Annotated in this window: 18 protein-coding genes and 1 pseudogene; 14 read left to right on the top strand and 5 right to left on the bottom strand. The window is 70.7% G+C overall.

The features are described from left to right. The first annotated feature begins 68 nt into the window (after window positions 1-68). The 9 genes and pseudogenes from M3Q35_RS30590 (at window position 69) to truA (ending at window position 5,395) form a co-directional block, all read left to right on the top strand. Entirely contained in the window at window positions 69-545 is a 477-nt protein-coding gene (locus M3Q35_RS30590) for a DUF1707 domain-containing protein (protein ID WP_273936024.1), read from the top strand. Window positions 546-733: 188 nt separating this feature from the next. Next, window positions 734-955: a translation initiation factor IF-1 gene (infA, locus tag M3Q35_RS30585; protein WP_005166804.1), complete on the top strand. Its 222-nt coding sequence runs from the start codon at window positions 734-736 to the stop codon at window positions 953-955. A gap of 97 nt (window positions 956-1,052) precedes the next feature. Next, complete coding sequence (rpmJ, locus tag M3Q35_RS30580) at window positions 1,053-1,166, top strand: 50S ribosomal protein L36 (protein WP_022925314.1); 114 nt, start codon at window positions 1,053-1,055, stop codon at window positions 1,164-1,166. Between the two features lie 224 nt (window positions 1,167-1,390). Continuing rightward, window positions 1,391-1,770 (top strand): annotated as a pseudogene (rpsM, locus tag M3Q35_RS30575) (30S ribosomal protein S13). 28 nt (window positions 1,771-1,798) lie between these two features. After that, on the top strand, window positions 1,799-2,206 hold the full coding sequence (rpsK, locus tag M3Q35_RS30570) for a 30S ribosomal protein S11 (protein WP_116172425.1): 408 nt from the start codon (window positions 1,799-1,801) through the stop codon (window positions 2,204-2,206). Between the two features lie 21 nt (window positions 2,207-2,227). Beyond that, complete coding sequence (gene rpsD / locus M3Q35_RS30565; protein WP_273936023.1) at window positions 2,228-2,833, top strand: 30S ribosomal protein S4; 606 nt, start codon at window positions 2,228-2,230, stop codon at window positions 2,831-2,833. 86 nt (window positions 2,834-2,919) lie between these two features. Further along, window positions 2,920-3,975, top strand: coding sequence for a DNA-directed RNA polymerase subunit alpha (locus tag M3Q35_RS30560; protein WP_273936022.1), 1,056 nt, complete (start codon window positions 2,920-2,922; stop codon window positions 3,973-3,975). Between the two features lie 32 nt (window positions 3,976-4,007). After that, on the top strand, window positions 4,008-4,550 hold the full coding sequence (gene rplQ / locus M3Q35_RS30555; protein WP_273936021.1) for a 50S ribosomal protein L17: 543 nt from the start codon (window positions 4,008-4,010) through the stop codon (window positions 4,548-4,550). Further along, a complete protein-coding gene (gene truA, locus M3Q35_RS30550; RefSeq protein ID WP_273936020.1) occupies window positions 4,547-5,395 on the top strand; it encodes a tRNA pseudouridine(38-40) synthase TruA in 849 nt (282 codons plus the stop codon). Before rplQ ends, truA begins: the two co-directional genes overlap by 4 nt. Here the strand turns inward: truA and M3Q35_RS30545 are convergent. Genes M3Q35_RS30545 through eccE form a run of 3 tightly spaced genes read right to left on the bottom strand, consistent with a single transcriptional unit; the run spans window position 5,388 to window position 8,423 of the window. Then, window positions 5,388-6,476: a WD40/YVTN/BNR-like repeat-containing protein gene (locus tag M3Q35_RS30545; RefSeq protein WP_273936019.1), complete on the bottom strand. Its 1,089-nt coding sequence runs from the start codon at window positions 6,474-6,476 to the stop codon at window positions 5,388-5,390. The genes truA and M3Q35_RS30545 overlap by 8 nt on opposite strands. Before the next feature lie 40 nt (window positions 6,477-6,516). Next, window positions 6,517-7,251: a hypothetical protein gene (locus M3Q35_RS30540; protein ID WP_273936018.1), complete on the bottom strand. Its 735-nt coding sequence runs from the start codon at window positions 7,249-7,251 to the stop codon at window positions 6,517-6,519. Next, window positions 7,248-8,423 carry a type VII secretion protein EccE gene (eccE, locus tag M3Q35_RS30535; RefSeq protein ID WP_337960489.1) on the bottom strand — a complete coding sequence of 392 codons (1,176 nt, stop codon included), beginning with the start codon at window positions 8,421-8,423 and terminating at the stop codon, window positions 7,248-7,250. Before eccE ends, M3Q35_RS30540 begins: the two co-directional genes overlap by 4 nt. Here eccE and eccB point away from each other — a divergent pair. Genes eccB through M3Q35_RS30520 form a run of 3 tightly spaced genes read left to right on the top strand, consistent with a single transcriptional unit; the run spans window position 8,314 to window position 11,901 of the window. Next, a complete protein-coding gene (gene eccB, locus M3Q35_RS30530; protein ID WP_337960488.1) occupies window positions 8,314-10,332 on the top strand; it encodes a type VII secretion protein EccB in 2,019 nt (672 codons plus the stop codon). The two genes, eccE and eccB, sit on opposite strands and share 110 nt — an antisense overlap. Before the next feature lie 46 nt (window positions 10,333-10,378). Continuing rightward, complete coding sequence (locus M3Q35_RS30525) at window positions 10,379-10,693, top strand: hypothetical protein (protein ID WP_273936014.1); 315 nt, start codon at window positions 10,379-10,381, stop codon at window positions 10,691-10,693. Then, entirely contained in the window at window positions 10,690-11,901 is a 1,212-nt protein-coding gene (locus tag M3Q35_RS30520) for a WXG100 family type VII secretion target (protein WP_273936013.1), read from the top strand. The genes M3Q35_RS30525 and M3Q35_RS30520 overlap by 4 nt, the downstream gene beginning before the upstream one ends. A gap of 66 nt (window positions 11,902-11,967) precedes the next feature. Here M3Q35_RS30520 and mycP read toward each other — a convergent pair whose 3' ends face one another. Both mycP and eccD read right to left on the bottom strand, forming a co-directional pair. Next, window positions 11,968-13,446, bottom strand: coding sequence for a type VII secretion-associated serine protease mycosin (gene mycP, locus M3Q35_RS30515; RefSeq protein ID WP_273936012.1), 1,479 nt, complete (start codon window positions 13,444-13,446; stop codon window positions 11,968-11,970). A gap of 7 nt (window positions 13,447-13,453) precedes the next feature. Beyond that, on the bottom strand, window positions 13,454-14,854 hold the full coding sequence (eccD, locus tag M3Q35_RS30510; protein WP_273936011.1) for a type VII secretion integral membrane protein EccD: 1,401 nt from the start codon (window positions 14,852-14,854) through the stop codon (window positions 13,454-13,456). A 200-nt stretch (window positions 14,855-15,054) separates the two neighbouring features. Here eccD and eccCa point away from each other — a divergent pair, with 200 nt between their 5' ends. Together eccCa and M3Q35_RS30500 are read left to right on the top strand one after the other, a co-directional pair. Then, window positions 15,055-19,050: a type VII secretion protein EccCa gene (gene eccCa, locus M3Q35_RS30505; protein WP_273936010.1), complete on the top strand. Its 3,996-nt coding sequence runs from the start codon at window positions 15,055-15,057 to the stop codon at window positions 19,048-19,050. A gap of 230 nt (window positions 19,051-19,280) precedes the next feature. After that, on the top strand, window positions 19,281-21,059 hold the full coding sequence (locus M3Q35_RS30500; RefSeq protein ID WP_273936009.1) for a type VII secretion-associated protein: 1,779 nt from the start codon (window positions 19,281-19,283) through the stop codon (window positions 21,057-21,059). Window positions 21,060-21,072 lie beyond the last annotated feature (13 nt).

Raw genomic sequence — 21,072 nt, 5'->3', positions numbered from 1 at the left:
TGCCGGGCAGGCCCGACAGGGCGGCGGTAACGGTGTTATTGAAGGCCGGCGGCTGGCAGGATGTAGGGGTGGAGCAGCCAGTGCCGTCGGACGCCAAGCGAGTGTCGGATGCCGACCGCGGGATGGTGGCCGGCCAGCTGGAGAAGGCCCACGCGGAGGGCCGCCTCGATCTGAACGAGTTCGACGACCGGACGCGCCGGGTGTGGGAGGCGCGAACGTTCGGGGAGCTGGCGGCGGTGACGGCGGATCTGCCGGACGTGCGGCAGCCGGTGCCGTGGTCCAGGTCGGAGCTGGTCAAGGATCCGGCGCCGGCGGGGCAGCCGACGGCGGAGGTGGCGCGGCGGCCGGAGAGCCGCGGGGCCTCGGTGATGCGGGTGGCGACGGGGGCCTGGTTCGCGGCCAGCCTGGTGAACTTCGTGATCTGGGCGATCGTGGTGATCACGGAGGGCATGGTCTACCCCTGGTGGATCTGGGTGGCCGGCCCGTGGGGAGCCCTGCTGGTGGCGGGCTACATCCTGGGCCTTGGCCGCGACAACCGGGCGTGACCTGCGCCTCGATTTGGGGTATGAGGGCCTGCACCGTACACTGGATTGACGGCGCACTCGTCGCGTCGATTCCGTCGTGCCTGCGGTGATCTTGAAGTCACCGCGTTCGTGATCTCGGTGGGCGATCGGAGTCGGGGTGTCGCGCGGGCCGCACACCAGTCATACCACCGTCACGAAACGCGGAGGACATGGGCAAGAAGGACGGGGCCATCGAGGTCGAGGGCCGCGTGGTCGAGCCACTCCCCAACGCGATGTTCCGAGTCGAGTTGGAGAACGGCCACAAGGTTCTCGCACACATCAGCGGCAAGATGCGGCAGCACTACATCCGTATCCTGCCGGAGGACCGGGTTGTCGTGGAGCTGTCGCCCTACGACCTGTCCCGCGGCCGAATCGTCTACCGCTACAAGTGACCTCCACGTTGGGGACGTGGGGCCGCTGCGTGTTGGGCGACCCACGCCGGGGGCTTGCCTCCGGATCCCCTAACTACTCGCACAGGAGTGCACGACCGTGAAGGTCCAGCCGAGCGTCAAGAAGATCTGCGACAAGTGCAAGGTGATCCGCCGTCACGGCCGGGTCATGGTGATCTGCGACAACCTGCGCCACAAGCAGCGCCAGGGCTGAGCACCGAACCCTGTACTCGTCGCTGATCCACTCAGTGGACGCGACCACAAGTACACACACCTCCTCGACCCTGTCGGGCGCGCGAGCACCCGACTCACCCCCGGACTCCAGGCCGGGGCTGGGACAGCACCCGTGCGAGCGGGTGTACCGGCACAGCGAGTCGGTCCCAGAACGGACGAGGAGCAGACCTGGAGCGATGAACAAAGTGAGGAGCAGTACGCCGCATGGCACGACTCGCTGGCGTCGACCTCCCCCGCGAAAAGCGGATGGAGATCGCGCTGACCTACATCTTCGGCATTGGCCGGACTCGTTCCAAGGAGCTCCTGGCCGCGACGGGCATCAGCCCGGACCTGCGGGCCAAGGACCTGGGCGACGACGACCTCGCCAAGCTGCGTGAGCACATCGAGGCCAACTACAAGGTCGAGGGTGACCTCCGCCGCGAGGTCCAGGCCGACATCCGTCGCAAGATGGAGATCGGCTGCTACGAGGGCTTCGGCACCGTCGTGGGCTTCCCGTGCGCGGTCAGCGGACGAAGACCAACGCCCGCACCCGCAAGGGCCCGAAGAAGACGGTGGCCGGCAAGAAGAAGGCCGGTAAGAAGTAACCCCCGCTAGCTAGGAGATCTCCGAAGAATGCCACCCAAGACTCGCTCCGGCGCCGGGGTCAAGAAGATCCGGCGCAAGGAGAAGAAGAACGTCTCTCACGGGCACGCCCACATCAAGAGCACGTTCAACAACACGATCGTCTCCATCACGGACCCGACCGGCGCCGTCATCGCGTGGGCCTCGGCCGGCCACGTCGGCTTCAAGGGCTCGCGTAAGTCCACGCCGTTCGCCGCGCAGATGGCCGCCGAGAACGCCGCCCGCAAGGCGGCCGAGCACGGCATGCGCAAGGTCGACGTGTTCGTGAAGGGCCCCGGCTCCGGCCGGGAGACCGCGATCCGTTCGCTGCAGGCGGCGGGCCTCGAGGTCGGAACCATCCAGGACGTGACCCCGCAGCCCCACAACGGCTGCCGCCCGCCCAAGCGGCGCCGGGTCTGAGGCACGGGGAGGAGTAAAAAGATGGCTCGTTACACCGGCCCCGCGACGCGCATCTCGCGTCGCCTCAAGGTCGACCTCGTCGGCGGCGACCAGGCTTTTGAGCGCCGTCCGTACCCGCCCGGCCAGCACGGCCGCGGTCGCATCAAGGAGTCCGAGTACCTCCTGCAGATGCAGGAGAAGCAGAAGGCTCGCTACACCTACGGCGTGCTGGAGCGTCAGTTCCGCCGCTACTACGAGGAAGCGGTTCGCAAGACCGGCAAGACCGGTGAGAACCTGCTGCAGATCCTCGAGTCGCGGCTGGACAACGTCATCTACCGCGCCGGTCTGGCTCGCACCCGCCGCCAGGCCCGCCAGCTGGTCAGCCACGGTCACTTCATCGTGAACGGCCACAAGGTGAACATCCCCAGCTACCGGGTGTCCAAGTGGGACATCATCGACGTGAAGCCGAAGTCGCTGCCGACGCTGCCTTTCGAGGTCGCCAAGGCCACCTTCGGTGACCGTCCGATCCCGGCTTGGCTCCAGGTGGTTCCGTCCTCCCTGCGTGTTCTGGTGCACCAGCTCCCCGAGCGGGCCCAGATCGACACGCCGGTGTCGGAGCAGCTGATCGTCGAGCTGTACTCGAAGTGATCCTTCCCGGCCCGGTCGCCGCACGGCGGCCGGGCCGGGACTCGGTCGACGTCAAATAGCGGGCGTCGTACGAAAGAAGGTAAGCAGTGCTCATCTCTCAGCGACCCACGCTCGCCGAAGAGCCCATCAACGACACCCGGTCCCGGTTCGTCATCGAGCCGCTGGAGCCCGGGTTCGGCTACACGTTGGGCAACTCGATCCGGCGCACGCTGCTGTCGTCCATCCCGGGCGCGGCCGTGACCAGCATCCGGATCGACGGCGTGCTGCACGAGTTCACCACGGTTCCCGGGGTGAAGGAGGATGTCACCGACATCATCCTGAACCTCAAGGAGCTGGTCGTGTCCTCCGAGGAGGACGAGCCGGTGACCATGTACCTGCGCAAGCAGGGTCCCGGCGCGGTGACCGCGGGCGACATCGTGCCTCCGGCCGGTGTCACCGTGCACAACCCCGACCTGCACATCGCCACCCTCAACGCCAAGGGCAAGCTGGAGATCGAGCTCGTCGTCGAGCGCGGTCGCGGCTACGTCCCGGCGGTGCAGAACAAGCAGGCCGGCGCCGAGATCGGCCGGATCCCGGTCGACTCGATCTACTCGCCGGTGCTGAAGGTGACGTACAAGGTCGAGGCCACTCGTGTCGAGCAGCGCACCGACTTCGACAAGCTGATCCTGGACGTGGAGACCAAGCCGTCGATCACGCCGCGCGACTCCGTCGCGTCCGCGGGTAAGACGCTGACCGAGCTCTTCGGCCTGGCCCGTGAGCTCAACACCGACGCCGAGGGCATCGAGATCGGCCCGTCGCCGGCCGAGGCGGACACCATCGCCGCGTTCGCGATGCCGATCGAGGACCTCGACCTCACGGTCCGGTCCTACAACTGCCTCAAGCGTGAGGGCATCCACACCGTCGGCGAACTGGTCTCGCGCAGCGAGGCCGACCTGCTCGACATCCGCAACTTCGGCGCCAAGTCGATCGACGAGGTCAAGCTCAAGCTCGTCGGCCTCGGCCTCGCGCTGAAGGACAGCCCGCCCGGGTTCGACCCGTCGGTCGCCGCGACCGACTTCCCGGCCGACGCGGGCTGGTCCGACGCGGGTGTGGACGGACACCACGACGACGGCCAGGACTACGCAGAGACTGAGCAGCTCTGAACCAGCTGTTCTAGACCACAGGAGCAACGGAAATGCCGACCCCCACCAAGGGCGCCCGGCTTGGCGGGTCTCCGGCCCACGAGCGGCTGCTGCTGGCCAACCTGGCCACGGCGCTGTTCACGCACGGGCGGATCAAGACCACCGAGGCCAAGGCGCGCAAGCTGCGTCCGCTCGCCGAGCGGCTGATCAGCAAGGCCAAGCGCGGCGACCTGCACAACCGTCGTGAGGTCCTCAAGACCATCCGCGACAAGGATGTGCTGCACAAGCTGTTCGCCGAGATCGGCCCGCACTTCGCCGACCGCAACGGTGGCTACACCCGCATCGTGAAGACCATGCCCCGCAAGGGCGACAACGCCCCCATGGCCGTGATCGAGCTGATCGCGGAGCAGCTGGTCTCCACCGAGGCCGAGAAGGCCCGCGGCACCAAGTTCGCCAAGGACGAGGCCGCGACCCCGGCCGCCGAGGTCGTCGAGACCCCGGCCGCCGAGGAGGCCGCCGCTGACGAGGCCGCCGAGACCGAGGCTGTCGCCGAGGTCGAGGAGACCGCCGAGGCTGAGGACAAGAAGTCCGAGTGACTTCTGCCGTCCACGACGAGCCCGCCACTCCCTCCGGGGATGGCGGGCTCGTCCGCGTTCGGCTGGATCTCGGCTACGACGGCACCGAGTTCTCGGGCTGGGCCCGCCAGCCGGAGCGGCGCACGGTGTGCGGCGTGCTGGAGGAGTCGCTGTCCCAGGTGTTCCGGCAGCCGCTGACGCTGACGGTGGCCGGTCGCACCGACGCCGGCGTGCATGCCAGTGGGCAGGTGGCCCACGTCGACCTGCCGGCCGAGTCCGATGTGGACGGCCTGCCCAAGCGGCTGTCCCGCATTCTGCCGGCCGACGTGCGGGTGTTCCGGGCGACCAGGGTGCCCGACGAGTTCGACGCCCGCTTCACCGCGCTGCGCCGGCACTACGAATACCGCGTGGCCGACGCCCCCTTCGGGGCCGATCCGCTGCGCCGCCTGGACACCATCTCGTGGCCTCGGCCGCTGTCGCTGACGGCCCTGTCCGAGGCGTCCGAGCTGCTGCTCGGCGAGCATGACTTCTGCGCCTTCTGCAAACGACGCGAGGGTGCCACGACCATCCGTGAGCTCCAGCGGCTGACCTGGACCCGGGGCGAGGACGGCGTGTTGACCGCCGCCGTGTCGGCCGATGCGTTCTGCCACTCCATGGTCCGCAGCCTGGTCGGCGCGCTGCTGGCCGTCGGCGAGGGCCGCAAGCCGGTCGACTGGCCGGCCTCCCTGCTGCGCTCCACCGAGCGCTCCAGCTCCGTCACGGTCGCGCCGCCGCACGGCCTGACCCTGGTCCGGGTCGACTACCCCGCGGACCAGGACCTGGCCGCCCGCGCCGCGGTCACCCGCAACGTCCGGGTCGCTAGCTGAAGGTCACCGGCTGCCAGCTGTGGCCGGAGTCGGTGGTGCGGTAGAGCACCGAGCCGTTCCAGGCATCGGGCGCGCCGGTGATCACGGTGCCGAAGGCGTGGTCGACGAACCGCAGGTCGTACAGCCCGAAGCGGTCCTCGTCGAGCTCGGTGGTCTGCCAGGTGTTGCCGCCGTCGGTGGTGCTGTACAGCAGCTCGATGCCCCCGCCGGTGGCCGCGATGGCGGCGTTCTGGTCCGAGCCCGATGCGAAGCCCTGGTAGATGCCGGCCAGCGGGGCCTCGGCGTCGGAGGGCAGGTAGCGCACGCCCAGCGCCGCGGCGTGGACCAGCTGCTTGTGCATGTGCCCGGGCGACGGGTCGGACGGGTCGCCGAGGCACAGGTTGAGCACCTTGCCCTGCCGCACGCCGTCCAGTGCGGTCTGCATGGACGCATCGCAGGGCAGCGGCGCGGTCGTGAAGTGCACGCCGTCGGTGGAGGTCCAGTACTTGCTGGTGGAGTGGTCCGCACCGACCGAGATCTGCACGCCGCCGCCGACCGCGAGGTCCCCGTAGGTGATGCCGCCGTCGACCGACAGGCCCGGCACGGCGGTCAGCGTCTTGGCGCCGACCTTGCCGGTGTAGAGCTGGGTGGTGTTGTGGTCGGGCTGGCTCAGCGTGCTGGCCAGGGCCAGCACGTGGCCGTCGGCGATGTCGATCTTGTTGAGGTAGCTGGGGCTGGGCAGCCCAGCCAGCGTCACGGCGAACCAGTGCTTGCCGCCGTCGGTGCTGGCCTGGATGCGCTCGCCGTCGGAGACGAAGGCGTGCTTGGCGTCGGGCACGGTCAGCGCGACGTGGTTGTGGTTGTCGGGCAGCGCGATCGGCGGGGCGGCCAGCCGGGACCACCGAGCGCCGCCGTCGGTGGTCTCCAGCAGGTAGCCGGTGGCGCCGGCGTAGCCGAGCACGTAGCCGTGCTTGGGCGTCAGCCAGCTGCTCGATGCCGGGGCGAAGCCCTTGGGCACCGTTGCGGCCTCGGCGGTCGCCGGCACGGCGAGCAGGGCGGTCGCCGCGGCGAGCGCCAGGGCCGCACATCGTGTGAACGTCATGCTCCGGTGACGGTCGGTGACGCCACCGGGTTGCCTCGGATCAGTCCCCGCGGCGCACGGGGCCGAGGATCTGCTTCTCGCCCTCGTTGGTGACCAGGCGGATCGGCACCCACAGGTCCCGCCCGAGCGCCAGCACGTGGTCGTCGCGCAGCTGCGACAGCTCGGTGACCTGGGCCGGGTTGAGCCGCCACATCCGGCCGGCCAGCTGGGCCTGCGCGGCCTGTAGCCGCTGGATGAGCACCAGGTCGGCGTTCATGGCCAGCGCACCGGCCTGCGGGTGCAGATAGGGCAGCACGTACATGGTGGTCTGCCACGGCGTGCGCGGCGGCAGCAGCTCGACCGGGGTGGCGCCGCCGTCGTGCACGACCAGCAGCGGGTTGTCCTCGGAGCTGTCGGGCAGCTCGATCGGCGACAGCCGCCGGATCGAGACGACGGGCAGCGGCCGCTCGTTCGGGCCGGTGGTGGTGGCCTGGGCCAGCGCCTGCCAGGCCTGCGGCCGGCCGGTCGCGATGATCACCCACGCACCCGCGGCCAGCGCCCGCAGCGCGAGCTGGCGGGCCAGGTACAGGCCGCCGAGGGCGACCACCCTGGTCGGCATCGGACGCAGCAGGGACACGCTGGCCGGCTCGTTGCGCGAGTCGGTGCCGATCAGCGTGCCGCCGCGCTCGGCCGACGGGCTGACCGCGTCCAGCAGCTCGGGCGAAACCAGGTACTCGGGGGCGAGCCCGCCGACCTTGCCCATGGTGTCCCGGGACCGGGTCTGACTCGTGCTCATGCCCATCCTCCGAACGGCAGCGTCGCGGCCAGCGCGGCGCTCTGCAGGCCGCGCAGCGGGGTCACGTCGAAACCGAGCTGGCCGGACATCTTTTCCAGCCGGTCCTCGGCGCGGTTCAGCTCGGACGGGGTGCGGGCGCTGAGCCGGACCAGCCCGCGCAGCCCGACCTGGCCGTCCTGGCCGCCGGGCGAGATGGCCAGCGTGACCGTGGAGGACAGCGCCCGGATGCTGGTGAACGTGTTCAGGCCGGCGGCGACGCCGCCGCTGGGCCAGCCGGTGATGGAGTAGCTGGAGTGGCCGACGCCGGCGGCGGTCACGCCGCCCCACTTCTCGGTCAGCCCCACGCGGCCCTCGGCGTTGACGGCGCCGGACAGCTCACTGATGGCGATGCCGGTGGACAGCAGCTCGTCGGAGTCCAGCGGACGGGTCGTCACGCCGCGGCTCTCCAGGGCGCTGCGCACGCGGGACAGCGCGCCGATCAGCGCCCGGTGCGCGCCGACGACGCCGCCGCCACGCTCACGGATGGCCGCGCCGCAGCGCCGCGGGTCCAGCCGCACGGCGACGAGCGTGGTCCGACGGGCGGAGGTCGGCAGTGCGCCGATCACCTCCATGTATGAGGACAGTGCGGGCGAGCTGGGCGGGAGCACGGCGCTGCCGGGGTAGCAGTGCCACAGCACCCGGATCGAGTCCAGCACCACGCCGCGGTCCTCAAGGCACGGCGCGAGCACACCGAGCGGCAGGTTCGGCGCCTTGCCGATCGGGGCGACCAGCGGCGGTTCCACGTCGACCCGCAGCACGGCGGTCCAGACGCCGTCCTGCCACGCCATGCCGACCGGCGAGCGCTCGTGGTCGATGGCGTGCGCGACGACGAGGTCGGGCACCGCGAGCCGGAGCAGCGCGACACGGGCGTCTTCGGCGCCGATGACCTTCGTCTCATCGTCGGCGTCCACCGCGGGCGCCTCGGCCGGCGAGCTGACCCGGCTGTGCGAGCGGAACAGGTAGCGGACCGTCAGCCCGACCCACTGCGTGAACCAGCGGCCGCTCCAGCGGATGAACGTCAGGATGAGCGCGACACCGACCACCCCGGCCGCCACGTACAGCCAGGAGCGGTTGATCGCCAGCAGCACGAGGCCGATGGCCACGCCGACCTCGAGCACGACGAGGTTGGCCACCGGCAGGCCGCCGATGCTCGCGCCCGCCTTGCGCCGGCGTGCCGGCGGCACGCGTCGCGGCGGGGGCGTGGCTGACTGCGCCTGCGGCGGGGGCGCGCCGTTGCTGGGCGGCCCCGGGCGTTGCGTGGTCACGGACATCCGCTCGATCTTCCCCTCGGTGTTCGCTGCGATATCGGGCGCCGGCCGATCGGGTCCACCCGAAGCGCACCCGGCCGGCACTGCCTCCCGCTATCCTGCGAAACCGTACCGCGAACGGGAGAGCTGCGAGCTGCGAATGCCTTCGACACCTACGAGCAAGTCCCAGGTCCAGGCGTACCGATTCATGCTGAGGCGGATGGAGTCCGCCTTGGTGCGCAAGGACTCGGTGATGCTGCACGACCCGATGGGCTCGCACATGCGCTCGGCGGTGGTCGGTGTGCTGCTGGCCATGGTCGCGGCCATCGGCTTTGTCCTGTTCGCCGTGCTCAGCCCGGCCGGCTCGGTGCCGGAGTCCAACGGCGTCGTGATCGGCAAGCAGTCCGGCGCGGTGTACGCGTTGATCACCGACGCCAGCAACAACAAGCGGTTGGTGCCCACGTTCAACGTGACGTCGGCTCGGCTGATCCTGTTGGCCAACGGCAGCGGCGGCGGGGCGCAGGGCGCCACCTCGCCGGCCGCGGCCACGCCCGCGGTGGTCGACGACGAGGTGCTCAAGGGCCTTCCGCGTGACAAGAAGCAGGGCATTGTGGACGGCCCGCAGATGCTTCCCGTTGGGCCGCAACGGATCGGCAACTTCTGGGACGTGTGCGACACGCTGCCGCACAGCGCCGACGCGAGCGCCACCCCGACCACGTCGGTGATCGGCGGCGTCGACGGTGTCGGTTCCGAGCTCAACGCCGGGCAGCAGCTGCTGGTCACGCCGGACAACGGCAAGTCGTACTACCTGGTCTACCGCAAGTCCCCGTTCAGCTCGAGCCCCGGACTGAAGAACACCGGCGTCGCCGTGGTCAAGTCCGAAGTGGACCCGGACAAGGACAAGGCCATCGCCAACGCCTACTCGTTGCAGAAGGCGTACGCGCGGCCGATCAGCTCGGCGGTGTTGAACGCCATTCCGAGCACGGTCGCGCTGAGCCTGCCGGACATTCCCGGCCGTGGCGACAAGCCCGGCTACCCGACGCCGGACAACGCGCTGATCGGTGACGTGCTCAAGACCGTCGAGGTCGACAACTCCGAGCACTACTACGTGCTGGTGGCCGAGGGACGGCACGAGGTCTCCCCGATCGCGGCCGAGGCCGTCGTCGAGGCCAGCGGCAAGAGGCAGCACGACGTGCAGCCGGGCGATCTGACGGACATCCCGCGCGTCTCCGTGCCATGGGAGCTGGATGAGTTCCCCGTGCAGCGGGTGCAGCCGATCGACGGCAACGACTACCCGGTGCTGTGCGCGGCCTGGAGCTTCCCGAACAACTCGCCGAAGCTGACCGTGCGCATCGCCGAGTCGAACAAGCCGCTGCTGCCCAACAACGCCACGCCGATCAAGCTGGGGCTGCCGAGCGTCGACGGCACCAAGATCACCGACTTCTACCTGCCGACCGGCCAGGCGGCCGTGGTGCGGGACAGCACGTCCACTTCGGACGAACGAACCGGTCCGGTGTACGTGATCTCCGACCTGGGCGTGCGCTACGGCTTCGCGTCGTCGATCCCGTCAATGAACCCGGACCAGGTGGCCGCCGGTGTCGGTCTCGGCGACCCGGCCAGCTACCCGCCGGCGCCGGATGCGATCGTGCGGCTGCTGCCGCAGGGCACCGCGCTCGATCCGGGGGCGGCGCTGCGCACGTACGACACCATGCAGCCGCCGGCCGACGCCGGCAGCTACCCGACCGCGGCGCCGAGCCAGCAACAGCAGGCGCCGCCGGCCGGCGGCGGGAACTGAACGCGGCCCGGCCGCGTCAAAGGACCTGTCGACGAGAGGGGATGACGTGAGCGGCGTGCACATCGATCCGGACTGGATCGCGAGCTATGCCAAGACGGTCTCCCGGTCGTCGGAGGAGCTGGGCTCGGCGCGGGACGCGCTCAAGGGCGCGCCGCTGCCGGCTGACGCGTTCGGGCAGTTGGGCCACAACACCGGCGCCGACAGCGCGTACGCCCAGGCCGCGCAGACCTTGTCCGATCAGCTCTCACGGGCGGTGGACGCGCTGACCGCGGCCGCCGAAGGGTTGGCCAAGACCGCCGACCACTACGGCTCGCACGACCAGGACGTCGCGGCGCTGCTGAAGAAGGCTGGTGGCAAGTGAGCGCGTCACCGGCCCACCTGGACTACCTGTCGCAGATCAGCCGCCAGCTCGGCGTGACCGATCCGGTCGAGGAGTACTACGCGCCGCTGGTCGGCAAGTGGTCGGCGCTCCGGGACGAGGCCGACCGCTGGCGCAAGGCGGCCAAGGCCGCCACCGAGGTCACCGACACGTTGACCAAGTCGCTGGGCGGCTTGGACGCGTCGTGGCAGGGCAAGGACGCCGACTCGTTCATGGCGTACATGCAGGGCTACGGCTTGTCCGGGCACGACCTGGCCGACGCCATGAACGCCATGGCCGACGCCTTGCAGCAGACCGCCGACGGCGTCGAGCACCTGGTCGACCAGCTCGGCGACACCCTTGCCGAGAGCGCCGACACCGTGTCCGAGGCGCTGTCCGTGCCCGTGCACGGCGAGAAGCGGGCCACCGAGCATCTCGACGACCAGCACGAGCCGACCAAGCAGCTCTTCGAGTCCGTGCGGGACGTGTTGGAGGCCTTCACCAAGCTGTGCAGCGGTGTGCACGGCGGCGACGCCTTCTCCAAGATCACCATCAAGCACCCGATGCCGTCCGGGAACTGGTCCTACGACTACGCCCCGCCCGCTTCCGCACCTCCCTCCCCGCCTTCGCCACCCACTGCGACCGCCCCGGCCGCTGCTGCCGCCGCCCACGCGGCCGGCGGTGGCGGCATGCACGCCGGTGGTGGCGGCGGCGCGATGGGCGCTGGCGCTGGGATCGCTCACGACGCCGTGCAGGCCCCAAGTGCCGGCACCGTCTCCGGCGCTGCCGAAACGACCTCCACCGAGCACTACACGCCCGCTCCCGCCGCCCCGGCCGCTGCTGCCGCCGCCCACGCGGCCGGCGGTGGCGGCATGCACGCCGGTGGTGGCGGCGGCGCGATGGGCGCTGGCGCTGGGATCGCTCACGACGCCGTGCAGGCCCCAAGTGCCGGCACCGTCTCCGGCGCTGCCGAAACGACCTCCACCGAGCACTACACGCCCGCTCCCGCCGCCCCGGCCGCTGCTGCCGCCTCACCGGGCGGCGGTCAGGCCGGCGGTGGCATGGGCATGATGGGCGGCATGGCCGGCGGGCAGAAGGGCCAGGGCGGCGAGGACCAGGAGCACAAGTCCAAGATCCGCCTCAGCGGCGATCTCCGTGACCTGCTCGGCGCCCCGGAGAAGACCGCGCCGACGGTCATCGGGGAGAACTAGCAGACTGTATCCGGCAATGAAAAAGGGGCCTCGCAAGCGCGAGGCCCCTTAGCTTTCGAGTGATGCTCACATGCGGAGCCGCTGCGGCGCGGGCCGGTGGTTGCGGCGGGCGCGGCTGGCGGCGTGCACGGCGAACAGGGTGATCAGCAGCAGTACGACGCCGATGATCGTGCCGTACATGGCCCACATCATCGGGGACAGGCTCTTCACCTCGGCCACGCCCACATCGGACTTGATCTGCTCGGCCTGGGCCTTGGCCGGTGAACCGGGCTCGCCCGGGATGACGGCGGTCAACGCGGCCACCGGGTCGATCATGCCGTAGCCGACCTGGTTGTTGCGGCCGGACGGGGTGCCGGGGTGCTGCGCGGTCATCTCGATGCGGTGCATCACCTGGTAGGCGTCGAGGTTCGGGAACCTCTCGCGGACCAGGGCGGCCAGACCGGCCACGTACGGGGCGGCGAAACTGGTGCCCTGCAACGGCTGCGGACCGTTGCTGGTGGTCTCCTGGTTGGCCAGGCCGGTGCTGCGGCCCGGGTCGAGAGTGATGATGCCGGTGCCCGGCCCGGCCACGCTCACCCACGGTCCCCACATGGTGAACGGGGCCGGCGCGCCCGGGGTCTGCTTGTTGGCGCTGTCGGTGGTGATCGCGGCGACCGACATGACGTCGTCGGAGAACCAGGCCGGTGACTCGATCCACTTGGGACGGTTTGGGTCCGGGGTGTCGTTCTGGGTGTTGCAGCCGCCCTGCTGCTCGAGGTTGCCGGCGGCGGCCACGATGACCACCTTCTTGTCGTGCACGGCGTAGTGGATGGCCCGCTGCAACAGGTCCTGCGCGGTCTTGTCGCCCTGGCCCATCTTCAGGGTCAGGCAGGCCGACAACGAAATGTTGATCACGCTCGCGTGCTTCTCGACCGCGTTCACGATGGCATAGGCCAGCGAGGTCGGCGTGCCGGCCGACGGCGAGGCCTGCGAGTTCGCCGTCTTGACCTTGATCGACGGGCTGGACTGGCGGATGGGCAGGATCTGCGCCTTCGGCGCAACGCCCTGGAAACCGACGCCCGTACCGGTGGTGTCGGCGCCGATGATGCCGGCGACCTCGGTGCCGTGCCCGTCGCAGTCGTCCTTGCTGACACCGCTGATGTTGCCGAGGTAGTCGACCTTCGGCAGCAGCCGTCCGGTGAACTCGTCGTGCTGGTTCACACCGGTGTCGATCACGGCGACGATCTGGTTGCGGCCCTGGGCGTACTGGTGGGCCTCATCGAGCCGCAGCCAGGTCTGGCCGTTGGGCGGGTCCTTCAGCTGCGCGCCTCCGCCGCTGGAGGTGATGCACTGCTGCTCTTCCGAGAAGGTCGCGCCTTGCGGGGCCCCGACCGACTTGTCCGGCGTGGGATTGCCGGGCGAGCCGCCGCCGCTCAGGGTGGGCGGGGCCCACGCGTCCGCACCGGCGGCCGGGACGGTGTCCTGGGCCAGCGCGGGGGCGAGGCCGGGGCCGAGCAGGCCGACCAGAACGGTCGCGGCGAGCGCCGTTGTCCGTGTGATCCGCATGATCCCCTCAGAGGTTCAGGTGGCGCAGCGTGCTGTAGAGGTCCATCACGGCCAGCGCCAGCGGCACCACGGCGGCGATGCAGATGGCCTCGAACACGTCGACGGACCGGCGCAGCACGGGCGAGAACTTTTGCTTGGGGAAGGCGACACCGAGCACCAGCGCGGCCGCGCCGACGACGATCAGCGTGCCGAACACCCACAGCAGCCGGCCGAACGGGTCGGACAGCCAGATCCAGCCGGCCAGCACGCCTGCGCCGGCGACGATGCCGCTGGCCAGCAGGGCCACCGCCTGGCTGCCGTTGGCGTACGTGCGCGAGCGCAGCAGCATCACCAGCGTGACCACGACGGCGAAGACCGGACCCCACACGGTGCCGGAGGTGGCGGCCAGCACGGCGGCCACGGCGGAGGTCACGCCGGCGCCGATGATCATGCCGGTCATGTACTCGTGGGCGAGGCCGGCTCGCTTCTCGATCATGGTGTACTCGGGGAAGCCGCCGTCGTCCTTGAGGTCCTCGGCGTTGCCCGGCACGGTCGGCAGCGGCAACTTGGCCAGCCGGATGGTGAAGCGCGGCAGCCAGGACAGCGCGACCAGCGACACCGCCGCCGCACCGGCGGCCACGCCGGCGATGGGCTGGGTGTCCAGCAGCGCGCCGACCAGGAAGGCCAGCCAGCCGAGGGTGGACGCGGTGGCCGCCGCGATGAACACGGTCACACCCGATCCGACGACCAGGATGCAGGCCCAGGAGACGATCATCACCAGCAGGCAGGCCAGCAGCAGGCTCCACCGGGTGAGCTCGCCCGGGATCACGTACAGCCCGGCCACGAAGGCCATCGGCAGCCCGCCGGCCGCGGCGACGATCACGCCCGTGACCGGCACCTGGTAGACCCGGGTCAGCACCGCGCCGGCGACGACGCTGGCGATCATGCCGACGCCGGCGGCGATCGCGGCCACGAGGCCGTAACCGCCGGGCATCAGTGGACCGGCCAGCAGCACCGCGATCGCCGCGCCGATCAGCGCGACGGTGCCGGCGACGTGACCGATTCGCCTTGCCGTCTCGGGGGTCCACGGCCGGAAACTGTCCGGATTGGACTCCGCGATGGCGTCGACGACGTCGTCGTACAGCGGCGGCGGCGGATTCTCCGAACGGCGTCGCAGCTGGAGCAGATCGCCGTCGACCACGCCGAGCGAGGCCAGCGTGCGGCTGGCCTCCAGTGGCGTGGCCTCGCCCAGCTTGGCCAGGCACCAGCCGCCGTGGCGGGCGCCGCCGTCCGGCCGGTTCTCCTTGGCCATCTGCAACAGCATGGGCATCAGGTCGGCAACCGCGACGTCGGACGGCAACGCGACGTCGATCCGTGTCTGCGGCGCGACCACCGTCACCCGGCTGAACACCGTCGTACCGGTTGCCACCAGGGCCCCCTCATCTTTCGGTCTCGTGTGGACTCACCACCGCCGCGTGCAGCCGTTTCGCATCCGAACTCCGCGAACCGCCCGCGCGCCGCCGGTGGCCGCCCCTAGTATGGCCGCACCGGGACGCCCGGGAACGGCGGTTCCGGTGAAGACGTTGGAATGGGTTTTGATCCACCCCCGACCCGAAGAGGTGTGTCCCGGTGAGCACGCTCCAGTTCAGGCGTCAGGCGCGCCTTGCCGCCCCGCGGCCGCCCGGCGGTGAGGTGCACCTGGAGCCGCCGCCCGAGCTGCCCAGGGTCATTCCCGGCAACATCGTGATGAAGGTGCTGCCGATCGTCATGATCGTCGCGTCGGTCGGCATGATGGGCTACATGTTCACGGCGCCCGGCGCCAAGAACCCGCAGACCATCATGATGGGCGGCTTCTTCCTGATCTCCACCGTCGGCATGATGGCCGGCGGCGCCGGCGGCGGGCGCGGCGGCGGCCAGCGCAAGGCCGAGATGAACGAGGACCGCAAGGACTACCTGCGCTACCTCGGCCAGATGCGGGAGCGGGCCCGCGGTGCGGCCGACGACCAGCGGGCCGCGCTGGAGTGGAACCACCCGGACCCCCAGGCCCTGTGGTCGATGGCCACCAGCAGGCGGATGTGGGAGCGCCGGCAGAACGACCCCGACTTCGGCCACGTGCGCATCGCCCGCGGCTCGCAGCGGCTGGCCACTCGGCTGGTGCCGCCGCAGACCGGACCGGTCGACGAGCTGGAGCCGATCGCCACCCTGGCGCTGCGCCGTTTCGTGCGCGCCCACTCGATCGTGCCCGACCTGCCGACCATGATCACCATGCGCGGCTTCGCCGCCATCTCGCTGCTGGGCGAGCGGGACCTGACCCGCGGCCTGGCCCGGGCCATGATCGCCCAGCTGGTCACCTTCCACTCGCCCGAGGACCTGCTGATCGCCGTGGTCAGCGCCGGGCGGGCCAAGGACGAGTGGGAATGGTGCAAGTGGCTGCCGCACGCCCAGCACCCGACCGACGTCGACGGCATCGGCCAGCTGCGCCTGATGAGCGGCTCGCTGCAGCAGGTCGAGGACTGGCTGCACGAGCAGACCAAGGACCGCCAGCGCTTCCAGCGCAACGCCCCGCCGCTGACCGACCAGCCGCACATCCTGATCGTCGTCGACGACGGTGAGATCACCCGCGAGGAGCAGATCATCCTCGACGAGGGCCTCGTCGGTGTGACCCTGCTCGACCTGTCCGACTCGCTCGGCAACCTGGCCGCCCGCCGCGGCCTGCGCCTCGTCGTGGAGCCGGACCGGATCGGCGCCCGCAGCGGCGCCGGCGTCGAGTGGTTCGGCCAGCCCGACACGCTGTCGGTCCAGGAGGCCGAGACGCTGGCCCGGCGGCTGTCGCCGTACCGGATCGGCGGCCAGGAGGCCACCGGCTCCGAGGACCAGCCGCTGCTCAACGCCAACCCGCCGATCCTCGAGCTGCTCGGGATTCCGGGCGACCCGATGACGTTCGAGATCGCGCAGGCCTGGCGGCCGCGGCCGAAGTCGGACCGGTACAAGATCCCGTTCGGCGTCGGCGAGTTCGGCCAGTCCGTCGAGCTGGACATCAAGGAGGCGGCCGAGGGCGGCATGGGCCCGCACGGCCTGTGCATCGGCGCCACCGGTTCCGGCAAGTCGGAGTTCCTGCGCACGCTCGTGCTCGGCCTGCTGGCCACGCACTCGTCCACCGCGCTCAACATGATCCTGGTGGACTTCAAGGGTGGCGCCACGTTCCTCGGTCTCGACGACGCGCCGCACGTGGCCGCGGTCATCACCAACCTGTCCGGCGACCTCACCATGGTCGACCGCATGAAGGACGCCATCGCCGGCGAGGTGTCCCGCCGCCAGGAAGTGCTGGCCAAGGGCAACTACAAGAACGTGTGGGACTACGAGAGCGCCCGCGAGAAGGGCGCCGACCTCGACCCGCTGCCGGCCCTGTTCATCTGCATCGACGAGTTCTCCGAGATGCTGACGGCCAAGCCCGACTTCATCGACATCTTCCTCCAGATCGGCCGGGTCGGCCGGTCGCTGCAGATCCACATGCTGCTGGCCTCGCAGCGGCTGGAGGAAGGCAAGCTGCGCGGTCTCGACACGTATCTGTCGTACCGGATCGGTCTGAAGACCTTCTCCGCCTCGGAGTCCCGTGCCGTGCTGGGCGTGCCGGACGCCTACGAGCTGCCGCCGATCCCGGGTTCGGGTTACCTGGCCGTGCAGGGTGAGCCGATGACCCGGTTCAAGGCGGCCTACGTCTCCGGCCCGTACCGGCCGGCCGGCATGATCGCCGGCCCGGCCACGCCGGCCGGCATCAGCGGCGACCGCAGGCCCAAGTGGTTCGTGCCGGACTTCGTGGAGATCCCCAAGGAGCCGGAGAAGCCGCGCGAGGCGGTCAAGGAGAAGCCCAAGGAAGACGACAAGATCGAGCCGAGCGTGCTCGAGGTCATCGTCGGGCGGCTCAACGGCCAGGGCGCGCCGGCCCACCAGGTGTGGCTGCCACCGCTGAACGAGCCGCAGTCGCTGGACATGCTGCTGCCGCCGCTGGCCGCGACGCCGGACCGGGGCATCTACCCGCAGGGCTACCAGGGCTACCTCCAGATCCCGCTCGGCCTGGTGGACAAGCCGTTCGACCAGCGGCGTGACCCGTTCTGGGCCGACTTCTCCGGCGCGGCCGGCCACGGCGCGGTCGTCGGCGGCCCGCAGTCCGGCAAGTCCATGCTGCTGCGGACGTTGATCATGTCGATGGCCGTGACGCACACGCCGGAAGAGGTCCAGTTCTACTGCCTCGACCTCGGTGGCGGCACGCTCGCGCCGCTGGAGGGGCTGCCGCACGTCGGCGGCGTTGCCAGCCGGCTCGAGCCGGACAAGGCCCGGCGCATGGTGGCCGAGCTGACCGGCCTGATCGCCGACCGGGAACAGCGCTTCCGGGCCGCCGGCATCGACGGCATGGTCGAGTTCCGCAACCGCAAGCGCCGCGGCGAGATCAAGGACGACCCGTACGGCGACGTCTTCGTGATCATCGACGGCTGGCTGAACTTCCGGCAGGAGTTCGAGGCGCTGGAGCAGTCCATCCTCAACCTGGCCGCGCAGGGCCTGTCCTTCGGCATCCACGTGGTCATCTCGGCCAACCGCTGGGCCGAGATCCGGCCGGCGGTCAAGGACCTCATGGGCACCCGGTTCGAGCTTCGGCTCGGCGACCCGAGCGAGTCCGAGTTCGACCGCAAGGTCGCGGTGAACGTGCCGGTCGGCCGGCCCGGCCGCGGCATGACGCCGGACCGGCTGCACTTCCTGACCGCGCTGCCGCGTATCGACGCCTCGTCCAACGTCGGCGACGTCGGCGCGGGCGTGCAGGACGCCATCGGCAAGATCACGGCCGCCTGGCGCGGTCCGGTCGCGCCGCAGGTCCGGCTGCTGCCCGAGCTGCTGCCGTACGAGCAGCTGCCGGCCCAGCAACAGCAGCGCAACCCGCACCTGATCCCGATCGGCGTCAACGAGGACGGCCTGGCGCCGGTGTACCTCGACTTCGACAACGACTCGCACTTCTACGCCTTCGCCGAGGGCGAGTCCGGCAAGACCAACCTGCTGCGGACCATCGTGCGCGGCATCATGACCCGGTACACCACCAGCGAGGCCGTCATCCTGCTGGTCGACTACCGGCGCACGATGCTGGGCTTCGTCGACACCGACCACCTGCTCAGCTACGTGGTGTCGGCCAACCAGCTCGGCGACACCATCAACGACATCAAGAACTCGCTCAAGGGCCGGCTGCCCGGCCCCGACGTCACGCAGGAGCAGCTCAAGGCCCGGTCCTGGTGGAAGGGGCCGGACGTGTTCGTCGTCGTCGACGACTACGACCTGGTGGCCACCCAGAGCGGCAACCCGCTGCAGCCGCTGTCCGAGTTCCTGCCGCAGGCCAAGGACGTCGGCCTGCACATGATCCTGGCCCGCCGCTCCGGCGGGGCCAGCCGGGCGCTGTTCGACCCGGTGATCGGCAAGCTGCGCGAGATCGCCGCCCCGGGCATGGTCATGAGCTGTAGCAAGGACGAGGGTGTGCTGGTCGGCACGTACAAGCCGACGATCCTGCCGCCGGGCCGCGGTGTGATCGTCACCCGCAAGCTGGGCCAGCAGCTCATGCAGACCGCGTGGCTGCCGGGCGAGTGAGTTGACAGTGTCCTTGCGCCGCGTGCCGCGGCGGGCTCGGCCCCGGGTAGCCGGTGCCTCGCCCTTGCCGGATTTTCGAACGCCGCATGGCTTGAGGGTGGGGTGCGTTGGGTGGCGGCGCTCGAAAATCCGCCAACCGTGCGAAGCACCGGCGGGGCCTCGCGCTCTTCGGGGTGGATCGAAAGGCGGGGTGGTGGGGCCTCGCGACCCTTCCGGGGAGGATGAGCGCGATGTCCTTTCACGTGGCGGTCGACTTCGGCACGTCGAGCACGTGCGTGGCGGTGGCCGTCGACGGCAAGGAGCCGCAGCTGGTCGTCCTGGAGGGCGGCACGCCGGTGATGCCGTCGGCGGTCTTCGCCGACCGCGGCGGCACGCTGTTCGTCGGGCAGGAGGCGGAGCGGCAGGCGGCGGTGGACCCGTCGCGTTACGAGCCGAATCCCAAGCGCCGCATCGACGAGGGGCAGCTGCTGCTCGGCGACACCGTGCTGAACGTGCTGGACGTGGTGCGAGCGGTGCTCGTACGGGCCACGAACGAAGCCCGGCGGTTGGTCGGCGGCGCGCGGATCGACCTGCTGGTGCTGACCCATCCCGCCGACTGGGGCGCGGTTCGCACGCGAATCCTGCGCCAGGCCGGGCAAGGGCTCGGCGCCGAGGTGGCGCTGGTGCCGGAACCCGTTGCGGCGGCGGTGTTCCACTCGGCGTCGACGGCGATGCCGGACGGAACCGCCTTGGCCGTACTGGACTTCGGCGGCGGCACCGTGGACGCCAGCGTGGTGCGGCGACGTGGGGCGTCGTTCGAGGTGCTGGCTACCCGTGGCGAGCCGAACTTCGGCGGTGCGGACATCGACCAGGCGTTGCTGGAGCACGTCGGCACGCTCGTGTCGTCGTCGGATCCGCAGGCGTGGCAGGCGTTGATGGAAGGCCGTGAGATGGCCGACCGGCGGCGTCGTCGCGTGCTGCGGCAGGACGTGCGCGGGGCCAAGGAGACGCTGTCCCGGCATGCCTACACCGATGTGCCGATGCCGCAACCGTTTCCGGACGCCCACGTGACGCGGGCCGACCTGGAGCGGCTGATCGGCCCGCAGCTGGGCCGGGCGGCCGACCTGATGGCCGACACCGTGAAGGCGGCGCGGCTGACCGCCGGTGAGCTCAGCACGGTGTTCCTGGTCGGCGGCTCCAGCCGGATCCCGTTGGTGGCGCGGCTGGTGCACGAGCGTGCCGGCGTGATGCCGACGACGCTCGACCAGCCGGAGACGATCGTGGCCCGTGGCGCGCTGCGGGTGGTCACCCTTGATCCACATCGGACGGGCGCGTTTCCCGGGGTGCGGCCGCCCAGCCCGATGCAGCAGCCGCTGGAGACGCCTCGCGCGGGCTACCCGGCGGTGCCGGTGGGCGGCGCGGGACCGATGCCGGCCGGGGCTGTTGTCGACGTCACCCGGCCCGTGCCGGCCAACTTTCCCCAGGTGCCCGTACCGGAGAAGAAGCGCGGCAAGTGGCTGCCGTGGGTTGTGGTCGGCTCCGTGGTGCTGGTGGTCGTCGCCGGCGTGACGGTGTTTCGCCTGGTCACCGGCGGCCCGGACGGCAAGGACGTGGCGCAGTACGACTACCGCTTCACCGCCCCGTCGGGCTGGAGCCAGACCGGCGGCAACGCCTCGTTCCGCGAGGTGCAGCTCAAGCCGGACGGGTCGACCGGCAAGCAGGTGATCTCCGTCCAGGAGCGGGCGCTGAACTACGACGCCAGCGCCCAGCGGGACCAGGCGATCGGCCAGGTCCGGTCGGCGGTCGAGCAGGCCGGCCCCGACTTCTCCGATTTCTCGGACGCCGCCAGCTTCGGCGGCAAGGATGTCCTCTACTACCGCGAGCGCGTCGACGGGGCATCGGTCGACTGGTACGTGGTCCTCAAGGGCAAGGCGCAGGTCAGCGTCGGCTGCCAGTACGCGCCCGGCGACAAGGACTCCGTGACCGCCGCCTGCCAGCAGGTCGTGAGCACGCTGGCGGTGCAAGCCTGAGGAGGGAGACGCC

It is taken from the genome of Kutzneria chonburiensis, from assembly GCF_028622115.1.
Taxonomy (GTDB): Bacteria; Actinomycetota; Actinomycetes; order Mycobacteriales; family Pseudonocardiaceae; genus Kutzneria; species Kutzneria chonburiensis.
This window is presented reverse-complemented; position numbering and strand designations above follow the sequence as displayed.